General features: G+C 62.0%; 15 protein-coding genes. 7 read left to right on the top strand and 8 right to left on the bottom strand.

Features of this window, described 5'->3' with window-relative positions:
* Positions 1–73: 73 nt before the first annotated feature.
* The 3 genes from KVG91_RS07560 to KVG91_RS07570 are packed head-to-tail and all read right to left on the bottom strand — an operon-like array spanning position 74 to position 1449.
* The gene (locus KVG91_RS07560) at positions 74–289 is read right to left on the bottom strand and encodes a DUF1289 domain-containing protein (RefSeq protein ID WP_169377111.1); all 216 of its coding nucleotides are present in this window, start codon (positions 287–289) and stop codon (positions 74–76) included.
* Complete coding sequence (locus tag KVG91_RS07565; RefSeq protein WP_169377110.1) at positions 286–810, bottom strand: gamma carbonic anhydrase family protein; 525 nt, start codon at positions 808–810, stop codon at positions 286–288. The genes KVG91_RS07560 and KVG91_RS07565 overlap by 4 nt, the downstream gene beginning before the upstream one ends.
* Positions 811–846: 36 nt before the next feature.
* Positions 847–1449, bottom strand: coding sequence for a CoA pyrophosphatase (locus tag KVG91_RS07570; protein ID WP_159937049.1), 603 nt, complete (start codon positions 1447–1449; stop codon positions 847–849).
* Between the two features lie 146 nt (positions 1450–1595).
* Between KVG91_RS07570 and KVG91_RS07575 the strand changes: the two genes are divergently transcribed.
* The 7 genes from KVG91_RS07575 to nagE all read left to right on the top strand — a co-directional run bounded on the left by KVG91_RS07575 (position 1596) and on the right by nagE (position 10082).
* Entirely contained in the window at positions 1596–2144 is a 549-nt protein-coding gene (locus KVG91_RS07575) for an NUDIX hydrolase (RefSeq protein ID WP_169377109.1), read from the top strand.
* A 20-nt stretch (positions 2145–2164) separates the two neighbouring features.
* Positions 2165–2668: a L,D-transpeptidase family protein gene (locus KVG91_RS07580; RefSeq protein WP_169377108.1), complete on the top strand. Its 504-nt coding sequence runs from the start codon at positions 2165–2167 to the stop codon at positions 2666–2668.
* A 263-nt stretch (positions 2669–2931) separates the two neighbouring features.
* Entirely contained in the window at positions 2932–3690 is a 759-nt protein-coding gene (locus tag KVG91_RS07585; RefSeq protein ID WP_169377107.1) for a GntR family transcriptional regulator, read from the top strand.
* Positions 3691–3701: 11 nt separating this feature from the next.
* Positions 3702–4808, top strand: coding sequence for an N-acetylglucosamine-6-phosphate deacetylase (nagA, locus tag KVG91_RS07590; protein ID WP_169377106.1), 1107 nt, complete (start codon positions 3702–3704; stop codon positions 4806–4808).
* Entirely contained in the window at positions 4801–5811 is a 1011-nt protein-coding gene (locus KVG91_RS07595; RefSeq protein ID WP_169377129.1) for an SIS domain-containing protein, read from the top strand. Before nagA ends, KVG91_RS07595 begins: the two co-directional genes overlap by 8 nt.
* Positions 5812–5847: 36 nt before the next feature.
* Positions 5848–8358 (top strand): phosphoenolpyruvate--protein phosphotransferase, encoded by a 2511-nt coding sequence (ptsP, locus tag KVG91_RS07600; RefSeq protein ID WP_169377105.1) that lies wholly within the window; start codon positions 5848–5850, stop codon positions 8356–8358.
* Positions 8359–8384: 26 nt separating this feature from the next.
* Positions 8385–10082 carry an N-acetylglucosamine-specific PTS transporter subunit IIBC gene (gene nagE, locus KVG91_RS07605; protein WP_169377104.1) on the top strand — a complete coding sequence of 566 codons (1698 nt, stop codon included), beginning with the start codon at positions 8385–8387 and terminating at the stop codon, positions 10080–10082.
* A gap of 78 nt (positions 10083–10160) precedes the next feature.
* On the opposite strand, the gene KVG91_RS07610 is transcribed toward nagE, so the two are convergent.
* From KVG91_RS07610 to purL, 5 genes are all read right to left on the bottom strand, one after another.
* Positions 10161–10445, bottom strand: a complete 285-nt coding sequence (locus KVG91_RS07610) for a hypothetical protein (protein WP_169377103.1) — start codon at positions 10443–10445, stop codon at positions 10161–10163.
* 277 nt (positions 10446–10722) lie between these two features.
* Complete coding sequence (locus KVG91_RS07615) at positions 10723–10986, bottom strand: DUF6124 family protein (protein ID WP_169377102.1); 264 nt, start codon at positions 10984–10986, stop codon at positions 10723–10725.
* A gap of 486 nt (positions 10987–11472) precedes the next feature.
* Positions 11473–11925 carry a hypothetical protein gene (locus tag KVG91_RS07620; protein WP_169377101.1) on the bottom strand — a complete coding sequence of 151 codons (453 nt, stop codon included), beginning with the start codon at positions 11923–11925 and terminating at the stop codon, positions 11473–11475.
* A gap of 293 nt (positions 11926–12218) precedes the next feature.
* Positions 12219–12530: an NGG1p interacting factor NIF3 gene (locus KVG91_RS07625; RefSeq protein ID WP_169377100.1), complete on the bottom strand. Its 312-nt coding sequence runs from the start codon at positions 12528–12530 to the stop codon at positions 12219–12221.
* Positions 12531–12534: 4 nt separating this feature from the next.
* Positions 12535–16431, bottom strand: a complete 3897-nt coding sequence (gene purL / locus KVG91_RS07630) for a phosphoribosylformylglycinamidine synthase (RefSeq protein ID WP_169377099.1) — start codon at positions 16429–16431, stop codon at positions 12535–12537.
* Positions 16432–16569: the final 138 nt, after the last annotated feature.

Genomic DNA, 16569 nt, shown 5'->3' on the forward strand with positions numbered 1-16569 from the left:
CCCACATTTTGACCGTATTCCAACAGGTTAAACGCGGTCGAATGGGAGCGGGCTTGCTCGCGAAAGCGGTCTATCAGCCGCCAGATTTCCCGGAAACCATAAACACCATCCCTCCCGCCACCGCCCGCTCCTGACACAACCCCAACACCACCCAGCGCTCGGCATTGTCCATGCGGCTCCAGCGCGTAATCTCGTCCACTGTGCGCTGGCAACCGGTGCAGATATCGTCATCGTCCAGCGCGCAGATGCTCACACAGGGCGAAGCGACAGGACGCTCAACCGCCGTCATTCTTCCTGCTCAACCAGGTCCCGCGCATACCGCTGCGCGTTATGCACATAGTGCGCGGCGCTGGCCTCAAGCATGCGCTTCTGCGCGTCGGTCAGTTCACGCACCACCTTGCCCGGCGAGCCCATCACCAGCGAACCATCGGGGATTTCCTTGCCTTCGCCGATCAGCGAATTGGCGCCGATGATGCAATGTTTACCGATCTTCGCGCCGTTGAGGATCACCGCATTGATGCCGATCAGGCTGTAATCGCCCACCGTGCACCCATGCAACATGGCGTTATGGCCAATGGTCACGCCAGTGCCCAGGGTCAGCGGGTAACCCATGTCGGTGTGCATGACGCTGCCGTCCTGCACGTTGCTGTTCTTGCCGATCAGGATCAGTTCGTTGTCGCCACGCAATACCGCGTTGAACCAGACATTGGCGCCCTCTTCCAGCTTGACCTTGCCCACCAGCGTGGCATTGGGAGCCACCCAGCTGTGCGGATGAGTCTCGACGCGGGCGTCGCCCAGGCGGTATTTCATGCTGTTCCCTCGCGGCGTTGCCATCCAAACGATGGCTCAGGTATTGATGAAGCTCTTGGGTGGCTGGTGCAGGCTGATGTTGGCGTCGTCATAGAGCAAGTTGATCAGCTCGACGATCATGATCGCCGTCAGCCCCCAGATCTTGTATTCGCCGAACCGATAGCTGGGCACGTACCAACTGCGGCCCTGGTAATCGATGCGGTGGGTATGTTCGCGCGGGTCCTGTCGGAAAAAGTCCAGGGGCACGCTGAAAACGGCGGCGATCTCGGCATCGTTGGCCAGGTATTCGACGTAATCGGGGATAACGCCGACGTAGGGCGTCACCCGAATGCCGTGCAGGGAGATCAAAGGGCTCAATGGGCCGATCACCTCGACCAGCCCGGGTGGCAGGCCGATTTCTTCTTCGGCTTCACGCAAGGCGGTGAAGATCAGGTCCGGGTCTTCAGGGTCGCGGCGCCCGCCGGGAAAGGCCACTTCGCCACCATGGGTCGACAGGCCGCTGGCGCGCAGGGTCAGGATCAGCTCAGGTTCGTCACTGCGGGTAATCGGCACCAGCACCGCAGCCTCGGGGAAACGTCCATCGGTTTCCAGCGTGTGGGGGGTGTGATTGCTTACCCGGCGAAGTAGCTCGTCCAGCATGAGTCATCTCGGTCTGTTGGCTACCTTGCATCATGCACCAAAGCGGGCGGGTGCCCAAGCCCAAAACCCACCTGGTGTCGCTAAACGACAACTTGCAGCGCCTTGCCCGTCACGCCAAGATAGACGCACTTTCCAGGAACCCCAGCATGAATTTCTGCAGCCAGTGCGGTAAACCGGTTACCCAGCGCATTCCCGAAGGCGACGGCCGTCTGCGCTTTGTGTGTGATCACTGTTCGACCATCCACTATCAGAACCCCAATATCGTCGCCGGCACCGTTCCGGTGTGGGACGGTAAAGTGCTGCTGTGCCGCCGCGCCATCGAGCCGCGCCTGGGCTACTGGACCTTGCCCGCAGGCTTTATGGAAAACGGCGAGACCGTCGAACAGGCCGCCCTGCGCGAAACCCTGGAAGAAGCCTGCGCCCGCGTGCACAACCTGAACATCTACACCTTGATCGACGTGCCGCATATCAACCAAGTGCATATCTTCTACCGCGCCGACCTGCTCGATCTGGACTTTGCCGCCGGCATAGAAAGCCTTGAGGTGAAGCTGTTCGATGAAGCCGACATCCCTTGGTCCGAACTGGCTTTCCGCACGGTCGGGCGTACGCTGGAATACTTTTTCGCTGACCGCAGGCTCAAGTCCTTTCCGGTGCGCAGCGAGGCCGTGCCGCCGCTGGGCAAGCCCACCCCATGACACCACGGATACCGCCTTCAATGCGTTGGTTGCTCGCCCTGCTTTGCCTCTCGTTCGCCACGCTGGCCCCAGCCTCCACCGTGCAGACCCTGGGCGGCCTACCTGTCGAAAAAGTCCTGGTGCTCAAGTCCGCTCATCAACTTCAGTTGATCAACGACGGCAAGCCCATCAAGACCTATCGCATCTCCCTGGGCAAGAACCCCAAGGGCCACAAGCTGATCGAAGGCGACCGCCGCACACCGGAAGGTTTCTACTGGATCGATTGGCGCAAGACCAGCGACCGTTTCAACCTGTCCATGCACATTTCCTACCCCAACATCAGCGATGCCGCCCGCGCCCGCCGCGAAGGCGTAAAGCCCGGCAGCATGATCATGATCCACGGCACCCCCGACACCGAAGATTACCCGGAACAGTGGTTCCACACCCTGGACTGGACCGACGGCTGCATCGGCATGCGCAACGTGGACATGCGCGAAGTCTGGAACCTGGTCAAAGACGGCACCCTCATCGAGATTCGTCCGTAATCTCGTGCCGTTCGTAAAATAATTCGAAAATATTTGCTGCCCCGCCCAGCGCCCGCCGGTGAATACCAGTTCACTGCGCTGAGCTGCGCAGTTCTGCGCGCAACAAAGACCTCTCTAATACCACTTGACACCAGGCCCCAATAAGGCGCCCTGAAACCATCGCCCGCACCGTTTTGGCTGCATTGACATGGTATTTAAGTGGTATTAATTTCCGGCCATTACCGGGCGACAACACTCCAATAACCGCATCGGAAACCTGACAGATGAACCCCATCCTGGCCCTGCGCCCCGACGACAAGCAATCCACGCCGCTGTACCTGCAGTTGGCGCGCAAACTGGAAGTGGCGATCCATGCCGGCCAGTGGACGTCCGAGCAGGCCCTGCCGTCGGAACGCGTCCTGAGCGAGCAACTGGGCATCTCGCGCGTCACCGCGCGCAAGGCGCTGGAAGTGTTGTTTACCCAAGGGCTGATCCGCCGCAATCAAGGCTCCGGCACCTATATTTCGCCACGCCTGGAACAGCCGCTGTCGCGCCTGTCGGGGTTCAGCGAAATGCTGCGGCTCAAGGGCTTTGTGCCCAGCTCTCACTGGCTGGAGCGGGAAATCACCCAGCCGACCCACGAAGAACTGATTCGCCTGGGGCTCTCGCCCGCCGACAAAGTGGCGCGGCTCAAGCGCTTGCGTAAGGCCGATGACACGGTGATGGCGATTGAAATGAGCACCCTGCCCGCCTCGGTGCTGCCGCATCCGCAAGCCATCGGCAATTCGCTGTACGAATACCTCGAAGGCATCGGCAAACCCGTGGTGCGTGCCTTGCAGCATATCCAGGCGATCAATGCCTCGGATGAGTTCGCCAAGCTGGTGGGCATCGCTCCCGGCACCGCCATGCTGCTGATGACCCGCGTGGGCTACACCGCCGACAACACGCCAATCGAAATCACCGACACCTACTGCCGCAACGACTACTACGACTTCGTCGCAGAGCTGCGCCGCCACGATTATTCCGCTGAACTGCGCCTCTAGAGAACTGCCCCATGTCCGAAGACAACATCCTCACGCCCAGCGGCTGGATTCGCGGCCGCCTGGTGCATGAGCACGGCAAGGTGACCGCCATTGAAGGCACGCCGTGCGACCCGGCTGAAAACGATCTGCCCTACCTGCTGCCGGGCTTTATCGACCTGCATGTGCATGGTGGTGGCGGCAAGGACATCATGGAAGGTTTGGATGCCTTCGAAACGATTACCCGCACCCATGTGCGTTTTGGTACGACGTCGCTGTTGGCCACCACCATGACAGCGCCGGTCGACGAGATCACCCGCGTACTCGGCCAGCTCGGCAGCTTTTGCGAACAACGTCCTACAGGCAGCGCCCGGGTACTCGGCGTGCACCTGGAAGGGCCTTACATCAATCCCGGAAAACTCGGCGCCCAACCCAACTTCGCCCACACCGCCTTGATGGCCGAAGTGGAAGCCTACCTGCGCCTGGCGCCGATCCGCGTCATTACCATCGCCCCGGAAATCGCCGGCCACGATGCGCTGATCCGCGCCCTCAGCGAACGCGGCGTGCGCATGCAGATCGGCCACACCCTGGGCAGCTATGAAGAAGGCGTCGCCGCCCTCGCCGCCGGTGCCACCAGCTTTACGCATTTGTACAACGCCATGAGCCCGCTGCATCACCGCGAGCCGGGCATCGTCGGCGCCGCGCTGGCCCATGCCAAATACGCCGAATTGATCCCGGACTTGCTCCACGTACACCCCGGCGCCATGCGCGTGGCGCTGCGCGCGATCCCGTGCCTGTATTGCGTCACCGACTCCACCGCCGCCGCCGGCATGCCCGATGGCGAATACAAGCTGGGCAGCCACACCGTGACCAAATGCCTGGGCGGCGTACGCCTGGCTGACGGCACCCTGGCCGGCAGCACCCTGACCATGGACCAAGCGCTGCGCAACCTGGTGAAGATCGGCCTGCCGATCAGCGAAGCCTCACAACGCCTGTCGCAATTTCCCGCCGACTACCTGGGCCTGGAAGAACGCGGCCGCCTGCAACCCGGCAGCTTTGCCGACTGCGTGCGCCTGGACCGCTCCCTGACACTCACCGACGTCATGGTCGAAGGAGAAACCATTGAGTTCAAGAATGCTTGAAGAGGCCCTGGCCTCCTGTGACGCCGTCGCGGCACAACTGCAACGCCTGGACCCGGCCTTGCAGGAAATCGCCGGCCGTCTGCGCCGTCAGCCGCCGCAAGTGGCGATGACCATCGCCCGTGGCAGCTCGGACCACGCCGCCAGCTACTTCGCCTACCTGGCCATGCAGCATGTGGGCATTCCGGTGGCGTCGCTGCCAATGTCGGTGGTGACCTTGTTGCAGGCGCCGATGAAAGTCAGCGGCCAGGTGGCGTTCGGTTTCTCCCAGTCGGGGCAGAGCCCGGATCTGGTCAACAGCCTGCGCCTGCTGCGCAAGCGTGGCGCCTTGAGCATCTCGATGGTCAACGCCGAAGACTCGCCGCTGCAAGCCGCGTGTGAATTCCACGTACCGCTGTGCGCCGGACCGGAACTCAGCGTGGCCGCCACCAAGAGCTTTATCGCCACGCTCAGCGCCAGCGCATTGCTGGTCGGCCACTGGCACCAGGAAGCCGACCTGCTGCAGGCCTGCCAGGCCCTGCCCGCTGGCTTGCGAGACGCCGCCAAACAGGATTGGCGCGCGGCCATCGAGGCCCTCAAAGGCAGCCAGCGCTTGATGGTGATCGGCCGTGGCGCCGGTTTCGCCATCGCCCAGGAAGCCGCGCTCAAGCTCAAGGAAACCTCGGCGATCCAGGCCGAAGCCTTCAGCAGCGCCGAAGTACGCCACGGGCCGATGGCCTTGATCGACGCAGACTACCCGCTGCTGGTGTTCGCCCCACGCGGCGCCGAACAGGCTGGCCTGCTGACACTGGCCGCCGACATGCGCCAGCGCGGCGCCCGGGTGCTGCTGGCGGCGCCGGACGACATCGCCGAACGCGAGCTGACCCTGAGCCGCGCCGAACACCCCAGCCTGGACCCGATCCTGGCGATCCAGAGTTTCTACGTGATGGCGGCAGATTTGGCGGTCGCTCGGGGCATGGACCCGGACCAACCGCGCCACCTGAGCAAAGTCACTCGCACTCACTGAGTCAATTGCCGTGTTTTCCTGATGAGTACCGTGCCCATGTCTTACAACAATAATGCATTGACCCTTGGCGCCCCCTTAAGCGGGCCGGTGCTGACCCTGGGCCGTGTTCCCGACGAAGTGTTCGCCAGCGGCGCCATGGGCGACGGCATTGCCATCGACCCGTTGAATGACTGCCTGCATGCGCCCTGTGACGGGCTGATCATCCACGTCGCCCGTACCGGGCATGCGCTGACCATTCGTGCCGACAACGGTGCCGAGGTGCTGATGCATGTGGGCATCGACACGGTGGAACTCAATGGCGAAGGCTTTACCTTGCTGGTGAAGGACGGCGCCCGCGTCAGCAAGGGCCAGCCGCTGGTGCAGTTCGATCTGGACCGTATCGCGCGCCAATGCAAAAGCCTGGTGAGCCTGATCGTCCTGACCAATGGCGAACGCTTTGAATTGCAAACGATCGCTGGGCAAACGGTCAAGCTCGGTGAGCCGCTGCTGCAGGTCGTGGCGCGCTCGGGCGCCTCGGCTCAAGCGGCTGTGGATAACTCGGGGGAGGAAGCCAGCGCACACGTACGTATCACTCATCGTGGCGGCCTGCATGCACGTCCGGCCGCGCTGGTCCGCAAGACCGCCCAGGGTTTCAGCAGCCAGGCGCAGCTGCATTTTGGTGACAAGTCGGCCTCGTGCGACAGCCTGATTGGCTTGATGGGCCTGGGGATCGGCGAAGGTGATGAAGTGCGTGTGAGCTGTCGCGGCAAAGATGCCGACGCGGCGCTGCAAGCATTGGTCGCGGCCTTATCCGCCGCCATTAAAGAAGAGCATCACGCCCCCGTCGTCGTCGCGCAACGCCGGGCACATACTGAAGCCGGTGTACTGCAAGGTGTGTGCGCCGCGCCAGGACTGGTCTGCGGGCCACTGTTTCGCCTGACGGGTATCGAACTGCCGGCCGACACCGGCAACCATTGCGCCGATGAACAACTGCAACGCCTGGACACAGCGCTGGAACAGGTGCGCAGCGAAATCCGCAACACACTGGAGCACGCTCGCCAGCGTAAAAACGTCGAGGAAGAAGAGATTTTCGCCGCCCATCTCGCGCTGTTGGAGGATCCTGCGCTGTTGGACGCGGCGACTGGCGCCATCGGAAAAGGCCGCGCGGCGACTCATGCCTGGCGCGACGCCATTCAAGCGCAATGCGCCGTCTTGCTGGCCCTGGGCAAACCGCTGTTTGCCGAACGCTCCAACGACCTGCGCGACCTGCAACAACGGGTGCTGCGCGCGCTGCTGGGCGAAGCCTGGCACTTCGAGTTGCCCGCAGGGGCGATCGTCAGCGCCCATGAATTGACCCCATCCGACTTGCTGCACCTGAGCGCGCAACAAGCCGCCGGTATCTGCATGGCCGAGGGCGGCGCGACTTCCCATGTGGCAATCCTGGCCCGTGGCAAAGGCTTGCCCTGCGTGGTTGCGCTGGGCGCCGACGTCCTCGACGTGCCCCAAGGCCAGCGCGTCGTGCTGGACGCTGTCAACGGTCGCCTGGAACTGCAACCCAGCGACGCGCGCCACGCCGAAGTGCACCAGATTCGCGACGCGCAGAAACTGCGCCGCCAACAGCAACAGGCCCAAGCCCAAGCGCCGGCGCGCACCACCGATGGCGTGACCATCGAAGTCGCCGCCAATGTCGCCTCCAGCGCCGAGGCCCAGGTGGCCTTTGAAAACGGCGCCGATGGCGTCGGCCTGTTGCGCACCGAATTCCTCTTCGTCGACCGCCGCACCGCGCCGGATGAACAGGAGCAGCGCCAGGCTTATCAGGCCGCGCTGGATGCCATGGGCGATAAGTCGGTGATCATCCGCACCATCGACGTGGGCGGCGACAAGCAGCTCGATTACCTGCCACTGCCGGTCGAAGCCAACCCGGTGCTGGGCTTGCGCGGCATTCGTCTGGCTCAAGTGCGCCCCGATGTGCTCGACCAGCAACTGCGCGCACTGCTGCAAGTCTCCCCATTGGAGCGCTGCCGCATCCTGTTGCCAATGGTCAGCGAAGTGGACGAATTGCTGCAAATTCGTCAGCGCCTGGATGAACTGTGTGCCGAGCTGGAATTGAGCCAGCGCCCCGAACTGGGCGTGATGATCGAAGTACCCGCCGCCGCGCTGATGGCCGAGCAGTTGGCCGCACATGCGGACTTTCTGTCCATCGGCACCAATGACCTGTCCCAGTACACCCTGGCCATGGACCGCGACCACGCCGGCCTTGCCGCACGCGTTGATGCGCTGCACCCGGCCTTGCTGCGGCTGATCGCGCAAACCTGCGCCGGCGCGGCGAAACACGGGCGTTGGGTCGGCGTGTGCGGCGCTCTTGCGTCCGACCCGCTGGCCACGCCGGTGCTGGTCGGCCTGGGGGTTACCGAGCTGTCGGTGAGCCCGCCGCAGATCGGCGAAATCAAGGACCGCGTCCGCCACCTGGACGCGGCGCAATGCCGGCAACGCAGCCTTGACCTGCTCGACCTGAGCAGCGCCCAGGCGGTTCGCCAAGCCTGTCAACACCACTGGCCGCTGAGCTGACAACAACAAGAATAGGGAGACACGCCATGTACCAACACTTTATCGAAGGCCTGCAACGCCTGGGCCGTGCACTGATGCTGCCGATTGCGATTTTGCCGATCGCCGGCCTGTTGCTGCGCCTGGGCGACACCGATCTTTTGAATATCGCAGTGATGCACGACGCCGGGCAGGCGATCTTCGCCAACCTGGCGCTGATCTTCGCCATCGGCATTGCCGTGGGGTTTGCCCGCGACAATAACGGCACAGCGGGTTTGGCCGGGGCGATTGGCTACCTGGTGATGATCTCGACGCTCAAGGTGATGGATACGTCCATCAACATGGGCATGCTCGCCGGTATCGCCAGCGGCTTGTTGGCCGGCGGGCTGTACAACCGCTTCAAGGACATCAAGCTGCCGGAGTACCTGGCGTTCTTCGGCGGGCGGCGGTTTGTGCCGATTGTCACCGGGTTTTCGGCGGTGGGCCTGGGTGTGATCTTTGGCCTGATCTGGCCGCCGATTCAGCAGGGCATCAACAGCTTCGGCGTGTTGCTGATGGAAAGCGGCAGCCTCGGCGCGTTCGTGTTTGGCGTGTTCAACCGCTTGCTGATCGTCACTGGCCTGCACCACATCCTCAACAATATGGCGTGGTTCGTATTCGGCAGTTTTACCGATCCGATAACCGGCGCGGTGGTGACGGGCGACCTGACCCGCTATTTCGCCGGCGACCCCAAAGGCGGCCAGTTCATGACCGGCATGTTCCCGGTGATGCTGTTCGGCCTACCGGCGGCGTGCCTGGCGATGTACCGCAATGCTTTGCCGGAGCGGCGTAAAGTCATGGGCGGGATTTTCCTGTCGATGGCACTGACCTCGTTCTTGACCGGGGTGACGGAGCCGATCGAGTTTGCGTTTATGTTTCTGGCACCGTTTCTGTACCTGATCCATGCGGTGCTCACCGGCCTGTCGATGGCGGTCACCAACATGCTGAATATCCACCTGGGCTTTACCTTCTCCGGCGGGTTTATCGACATGGTGCTGGGCTGGGGCAAGTCCACCAATGGCTGGCTGGTGGTACCGGTGGGCCTGGCCTACTCGGTGATCTACTACACCGTATTCAGCTACTGCATCCGCCGCTTCAACCTGAAGACGCCGGGCCGGGAAGATATCCCGGTGGTGCAGGCTGAAGCGATGAGTGACAACCAGCGGGCTACGGCTTATATCCAGGCGTTGGGCGGTGCTGAGAACTTGCTGAGTGTGGGTGCTTGCACCACGCGCCTGCGTTTGGACATGGTTGACCGCAACAAGGCTGTGGATGCGCAGCTCAAAGCACTGGGCGCCATGGCCGTGGTTCGGCCGGGTAATGGCGGGAGCTTGCAGGTGGTGGTCGGGCCGATGGCTGACAGCATCGCCGATGAGATTCGCCTGGCGATGCCGGGGTTTGTTGCCTCAACACCAGTAGCGGTTGCACCTGTGGATAAGCCGGTGACGGTGAATGTGCAGGAAGCCGAGAAATGGCTGAATGCCCTGGGTGGCAGGGAGAATGTGCGCCAACTGGAAGCGGTGGCAATGACCCGGTTGCGGGTGGAGTTGGGGGATGATTCGCGGTTGTCTGAGGCTCAACTCACTGCGCTTGGTTGCCAAGGTGTCAGTCAGCTCGACAGCGGTGTTTGGCACCTGTTGATGGGTGACAAGGCATCAGGGTTGGGTGAAGCGCTGGAGCGGTTGGTGACTCGCCCGATCAACGCCTGACAGCGCGAGGGTGACGCAGGGCGTCACAGGATGCGTTCCCACGCAGAGCGTGGGAACGATCAAACTTTAGTAAGCGTCCTAAGTAACCGTGATCACCCATGGTTCCGAGCTATCTTGTGTATCTCTGTGAACGGCCACGAACTCGTATTTCTTGGCATCCAAATTGTTCACAGTAATGTCGAAGGCGGTACCAGCAATAGCTTGCGCACTCCCTAAGGCCTGCCCTTGCGGGCCATCTTTGATATCAACAAACCCAGAAACAATGACGCGACCGGTAAAGTCCAAAGTTTTATGAGGCGTACTGCCGCCGCTTGGAATCTGTGGCCCACCTGCCGCTGTAACGCTGGTAATCAAAACAGCCATGATCATTCTCCATCTGCGTAAATGAGCAGTTAGTGAGCCATTATTGGCGAACAGGGGTAACTGTTAGAAATAACAGTTTCGATGAGCGGTTCGCGCCACTTCAGTGGTTGGGCGAGGCGCTGGAGCGGTTGGTCAGTGGCGTTGAGGTCGGTGCCAGGTCCTAGAGATGTCGTGGCTATTCTGGCCTATTCGCGAGCAAGCCCGCTCCCACATTTGACCGCATTGCCAAGTCAGGCTCCGATCAAAATGTGGGAGCGGGCTTGCTCGCGAATGGGTTTTAACTGGCGCCGGAAGGTTTAAGCTCGGGCACTTCGTTCAAGTCCAACACCCGATCCACCATTAGCTGAATACCCTCCAACATTCGGCAAATCGCCAACACAACATCACGCGGTGCGCCAGCGACTTCAAACGCCAGATGGCTCGTGAGTGCCTGCAGAGACGCGATGTCCTGCGAGGTATTGGCGAGTAAGGTTTCGCTATCGATACTGAGTCGTACGCTGAATAACTGATCGGATGGGGGATTGGGACTGTCTTTGATCATGGTAATGCTCCTCAAAAAATAGGTACTACCAACATCACTTGCAGATGATGGGTGGCAGCTGTGTGCGGGCCTGCAAGACCAAGGAAGGAGCATCCCGGGTAGACCCAAAGGTCTCCCGCACACAGCCACCATAAAGCGATGACCATGAAAAGCGCCACGATTATAGCGGCGCTTATGAGCTCCAACATAATTTCGGCGGGCTTGCAGTCCCGGTCGCTGAATTGGCAGCGACTGACGAAGGTTAGTTGCGCAAATTCCGACGGACAACCTGAAAGGCTTGTGGGAAAGATCTGAGGCGCCTGTTCGGACGCCATCGCGGGCAAGCCCGCTCCCACAGTTTTAATGGCATTCCAAGGTTGGAATTCGGTCGAATGTGGGAGCCGGGCTTGCCCGCGAAGAGGCCCTCACAGCCAACAAAAAACCCGCTGACCAAACTGGCCCGGCGGGTTTCCTGTTTCACACTCTCGTTATTTTTGTAATCTGCGTCTAGGCAGACGCCGTACGTTGTTCCGCTTCGTAATGGCGAGTCTGGAAGGGCATCAGCGCTTGAGCCTTCAACCCCAGCCCCTCACTCAGTCCCCAGGACACTGCCAGGTCATCACGACGACTGCGCAGCGCAACAGCGCCTTGTGGTTTCACGTCTTGCTTGGAAGCTGACGCTGAAAACTGCTCAAGCGCCTTCAACACCTCCTTCACCCGACCATCTGTCGCACACGAAAAGCGTGTAAAGCGCTCAAGCAAATAACCTGCGCGACGAAGCTCCATCTCACTGGAGTGCTCCTCCAGAAACGCCATCACCTCGTCCAAAAGATTCGCATCCGAATACCACACAGCTTTCGCTGCACTGACAAGGGCATCGTCATCAGCCTGGTTCAAAGGGCTTTTGACCAGTATGTCCAAGGCGGACGAGAGGGCGGGATCGCTAAAAGGCTTCGCCATCTGCAGTCTCCAGATAATCGTGCAAAATATGATCATCCCGGTCACTGAACTGACAGCGACCGAAGAAGGCTATTGAGCCAGGTTCCGAGGGACAACCTGAAAGGCTTGTGGGAAAGTTCTGGGCCGCCTGTGCGGACGCCATCGCGGGCAAGCCCGCTCCCACAATGGCATTCCAAAGTTGGAACTCGATCAAATGTGGGAGCCGGGCTTGCCCGCGATGAGGCCCTCACGGGCAACAAAAAACCCGCCGACCAAACTGGCCCAGCGGGTTTCTTGTTTCTACTGCCAACGAATCAAAAATCCGCCAACTGCCACACCTCATACGCCGGTGTCTCATACGGGTGGCTCAGTTTCAAAGCAGCCACAACAGCCACGATCAACTCATCCGCCACCACCAGCTCAACCTTCCACTCCTCAACCACTTCAACCTGACCCTCCTGCCCGATAAACGGCTGGCTGCCGCCCAATGCGCGGAATTGCCCATGGCCCAGCACTTGCCAGGCGCAGTGGTCGTAGTTGCCGATGCGCCCGCCGCCCGCTGCGAAGACGGCGGTTTTTACCGTCTCCACGTGGCTGTCGGGTACGAAGAAGGCGAGTTTGTACACGGCCTTAGTTCACCCACACGCGCGCGTTGCGGAACATGCGCATCCAGGCGCCGTCTTCGTTCCACTCTTCCGGGCGCCACGAGTTTTGCACGGCGCGGAATACGCGCTCCGGGTGCGGCATCATGATGGTCACGCGGCCGTCGCGGCTGGTGAGGCCGGTGATCCCGCGCGGCGAGCCGTTCGGGTTGGCCGGGTAGGTCTCGGTGACCTTGCCGTGATTGTCGACGAAACGCAGGGCCACGGTGCCGGACAGATCGGCCTCAAGCAGCGCTTCTTCGCTGGCGAACTCGGCATGGCCTTCACCGTGGGCGATGGCGATCGGCATGCGCGAACCGGCCATGCCTTGCAGGAAGATCGAGTTGGATTCCTGCACCTGCACCATGGCGACACGGGCTTCGAACTGCTCGGAACGGTTGCGCACAAAGTGCGGCCAGAACTCGCTGCCCGGGATCAGTTCGCTGAGGTTGGACATCATCTGGCAACCGTTGCACACGCCCAGGGTGAAGCTGTCGTTGCGTTCGAAGAAGCCCTGGAACGCATCGCGGGCACGGCTGTTGAACAGCGCCGACTTGGCCCAGCCTTCACCGGCACCCAGCACGTCGCCGTAGGAGAAACCGCCGCAGGCCACCAGGCCTTTGAACTCATTGAGGTCAACGCGACCGGCGAGGATGTCGCTCATGTGCACGTCGATCGCATTGAAGCCGGCACGGTCGAACGCCGCCGCCATTTCCACCTGGCCGTTGACGCCCTGCTCACGCAGCACGGCAACCTGTGGGCGGATGCCCTTCTTGATGTAAGGCGCGGCGACGTCCTGGTTGACGTCAAAGCTGAGCATGGTGCTCAGGCCCGGGTTGTCTTCTTCCAGGATCGCGTCGAATTCCTGCTCGGCGCACTCGACGTTGTCGCGCAGGCGCTGGATCTGATAGCTGGTCTCGGCCCACTGGCGTTGCAGCAGACGGCGCTGGCCGGCAAACACGGTATCGCCATTGAAGGAGATGTTCACTTCACCGTTGTTGATCGGCTGGCCGATCACCGCCACGCAGTCGTCCAGGCCAGCGGCGCTGAATTGGGCGAGTACGTCCGGGGTCGCGTCCTGGCGCACCTGGATCACGGCGCCCAACTCTTCGTTGAACAGGATGCCGTTGATCTCGGCGGCGTCCTCGGCAACGCTGTCGAGCACGATGTTCAGGCCGCAGTGACCGGCGAAGGCCATCTCGACCACGCTGGTCAGCAAACCACCGTCGGAACGGTCGTGGTAAGCCAGCAGGTGACCGTCGGCGTTGAGGCCCTGGATCACGGCGAAGAAGGCTTTGAGGTCTTCGGCGTCATCGACGTCCGGAGCCTGCTTGCCGAGCTTGCCGTGAGTCTGCGCGAGGATCGAGGCACCCATGCGGTTCTGGCCACGGCCCAGGTCGATCAGGATCAGATCGGTGGTGCCCTTGTCCATGCGCAGTTGCGGGGTCAGGGTCTGGCGGATGTCGGTGACCGGTGCAAAACCGGTGACGATCAGCGACAGCGGCGAGGTGACGCTCTTGTCGGTGCCGTCTTCGTTCCAACGGGTGGCCATGGACATGGAGTCCTTGCCCACCGGAATGGTGATCCCCAGCTCAGGGCACAGCTCCATGCCGACAGCCTTGACGGTGTCGTACAGGCGCGCATCTTCACCCGGGTGACCGGCAGCGGACATCCAGTTGGCCGACAGTTTGATGTCGGACAGCTTGCCGATGCGCGACGCGGCGATGTTAGTGAGGGTTTCACCAATCGCCATGCGGCCCGACGCCGGCGCGTCCAGCAAGGCCAGCGGCGTGCGCTCGCCCATGGCCATGGCTTCACCGGTGTAGACGTCGAAGCTGGTGGCGGTGACGGCAACGTCGGCCACGGGCACCTGCCAAGGGCCGACCATTTGGTCACGGGCCACAAGGCCGGTGATGGTGCGGTCGCCGATGGTGATCAAAAAGCTTTTGCTCGCCACGGCCGGGTGGTGCAGCACGCGTTCGATGCTGTCGGCCAGTTCCAGGGCGCTTGGGTCGAAATCATCGCCCAGCTCGGCTTCACGGACCGCCGAACGGTGCATGCGCGGGGCCTTGCCCAGCAGCACTTCGAGCGGCATGTCCACCGGGCTGTTGCCGAAGTGGCTGTCGGTGACCGTCAGTTGCGGCTCGGCAGTGGCTTCGCCAACCACGGCAAACGGGCAGCGCTCGCGTTCGCAGATGGCCTGGAAGCGCGCGAAGTCTTCAGGGCCGACGGCCAGTACGTAGCGTTCCTGGGATTCGTTGCTCCAGATTTCGTGCGGGGCCATGCCCGGCTCGTCGTTGGGAATGTTGCGCAGCTCGAAACGACCGCCACGCTCGCCATCGTTGACCAGTTCCGGGAAGGCGTTGGACAAACCGCCGGCGCCGACGTCGTGGATGAAGCTGATCGGGTTCTTGTCACCCAACTGCCAGCAACGGTCGATGACTTCCTGGCAGCGACGTTCCATTTCCGGGTTTTCACGCTGTACCGACGCGAAGTCCAGGTCGGCCGAGCTGGTGCCGGTGGCCATGGAAGAAGCCGCGCCGCCGCCCAGGCCGATCAGCATGGCCGGGCCGCCGAGCACGATCAGCTTGGAGCCGACCAGAATCTCGCCTTTCTTGACGTGTTCTTCACGGATGTTGCCCATGCCGCCAGCCAACATGATCGGCTTGTGGTAGCCGCGCACTTCATCGCCACGCGGGGTGGTGATGGACTGTTCGAAGGTACGGAAGTAGCCGGTGAGTGCCGGACGCCCGAATTCGTTGTTGAACGCGGCGCCGCCCAGCGGGCCTTCGATCATGATGTCCAGCGCGGTGACGATGCGCTCAGGCTTGCCGTAGGGCACTTCCCACGGCTGTTCGAAACCCGGGATCTGCAGGTTGGACACGGTAAAACCGGTGAGGCCCGCCTTGGGCTTGGCGCCACGGCCGGTGGCGCCTTCGTCGCGGATCTCGCCGCCGGAACCGGTGGCTGCGCCCGGGAACGGAGCAATCGCGGTCGGGTGGTTGTGGGTCTCGACCTTCATCAGGATGTGCACCGGCTCCTGCACCGCGCCGTACTGGCGGGTTTCCGGGTCCGGGAAGAAACGACCGGCGACGCTGCCGACGATGACCGAGGCGTTGTCCTTATAAGCCGACAGAACGCCTTCGCTGTGCATCACGTAGGTGTTCTTGATCATGCCGAACAGGCTTTTTTCCTGGCTCTGGCCGTCGATGTCCCAACTGGCGTTGAAGATCTTGTGACGGCAATGCTCGGAGTTGGCTTGCGCAAACATCATAAGCTCGATGTCGTGCGGGTTGCGCTTCAAGCCGTTGAAGGCGTTGACCAGGTAGTCGATCTCGTCTTCGGCCAGGGCCAGGCCCAGTTCGGTGTTGGCCTTCTCGAGGGCGGCGCGGCCACCACCGAGCACGTCAATCGCGGTGAGCGGCTTGGGCTCGGCGTGGCTGAACAGGCCGGCAGCCTGTTCCAGCCGGCTGACGATGATCTGGGTCATGCGGTCGTGCAGGCTGCTGGCGATCAGCTCGGCGTCGGCCTCGCTGAACTGCCCAGCGACGTAGAACGCGATACCACGCTCCAAGCGCTGGATGCTCGCAAGGCCGCAGTTGCGGGCGATGTCGCTGGCCTTGCTCGACCACGGCGAAATGGTGCCGAACCGCGGCAGAACCAGGAACAAGCGGCCGGTCGGCTCTTGCACGGGAACGCTTGGGCCGTACTTCAGAAGGCGTGCGAGCACTTGCTGTTCGTCGGCGGTCAAGACGCCGTTCACGTCGGCGAAGTGAGCAAATTCAGCATACAAGCCTGTAACCGCTGGAACCTTCTGGCTCAGTTGCTCAAGGAGTTTGCTGTGGCGAAAGGCAGAAAGGGCAGGAGCGCCGCGCAGGATCAACATCTTCGGGACAGCCTCGGGAAGGGGTGTGCTTTGAGGCCGTGCATTCTAGCGTAAACCGCCGTCAACGGCACCCGAAACGCTACTGCTGGCCGCCGCCGGACGTCAGTTGGCCGGATTGCACCTCATTCCGAGGGTCAT

The organism is Pseudomonas azadiae, from assembly GCF_019145355.1.
GTDB lineage: Bacteria > Pseudomonadota > Gammaproteobacteria > Pseudomonadales > Pseudomonadaceae > Aquipseudomonas > Aquipseudomonas azadiae.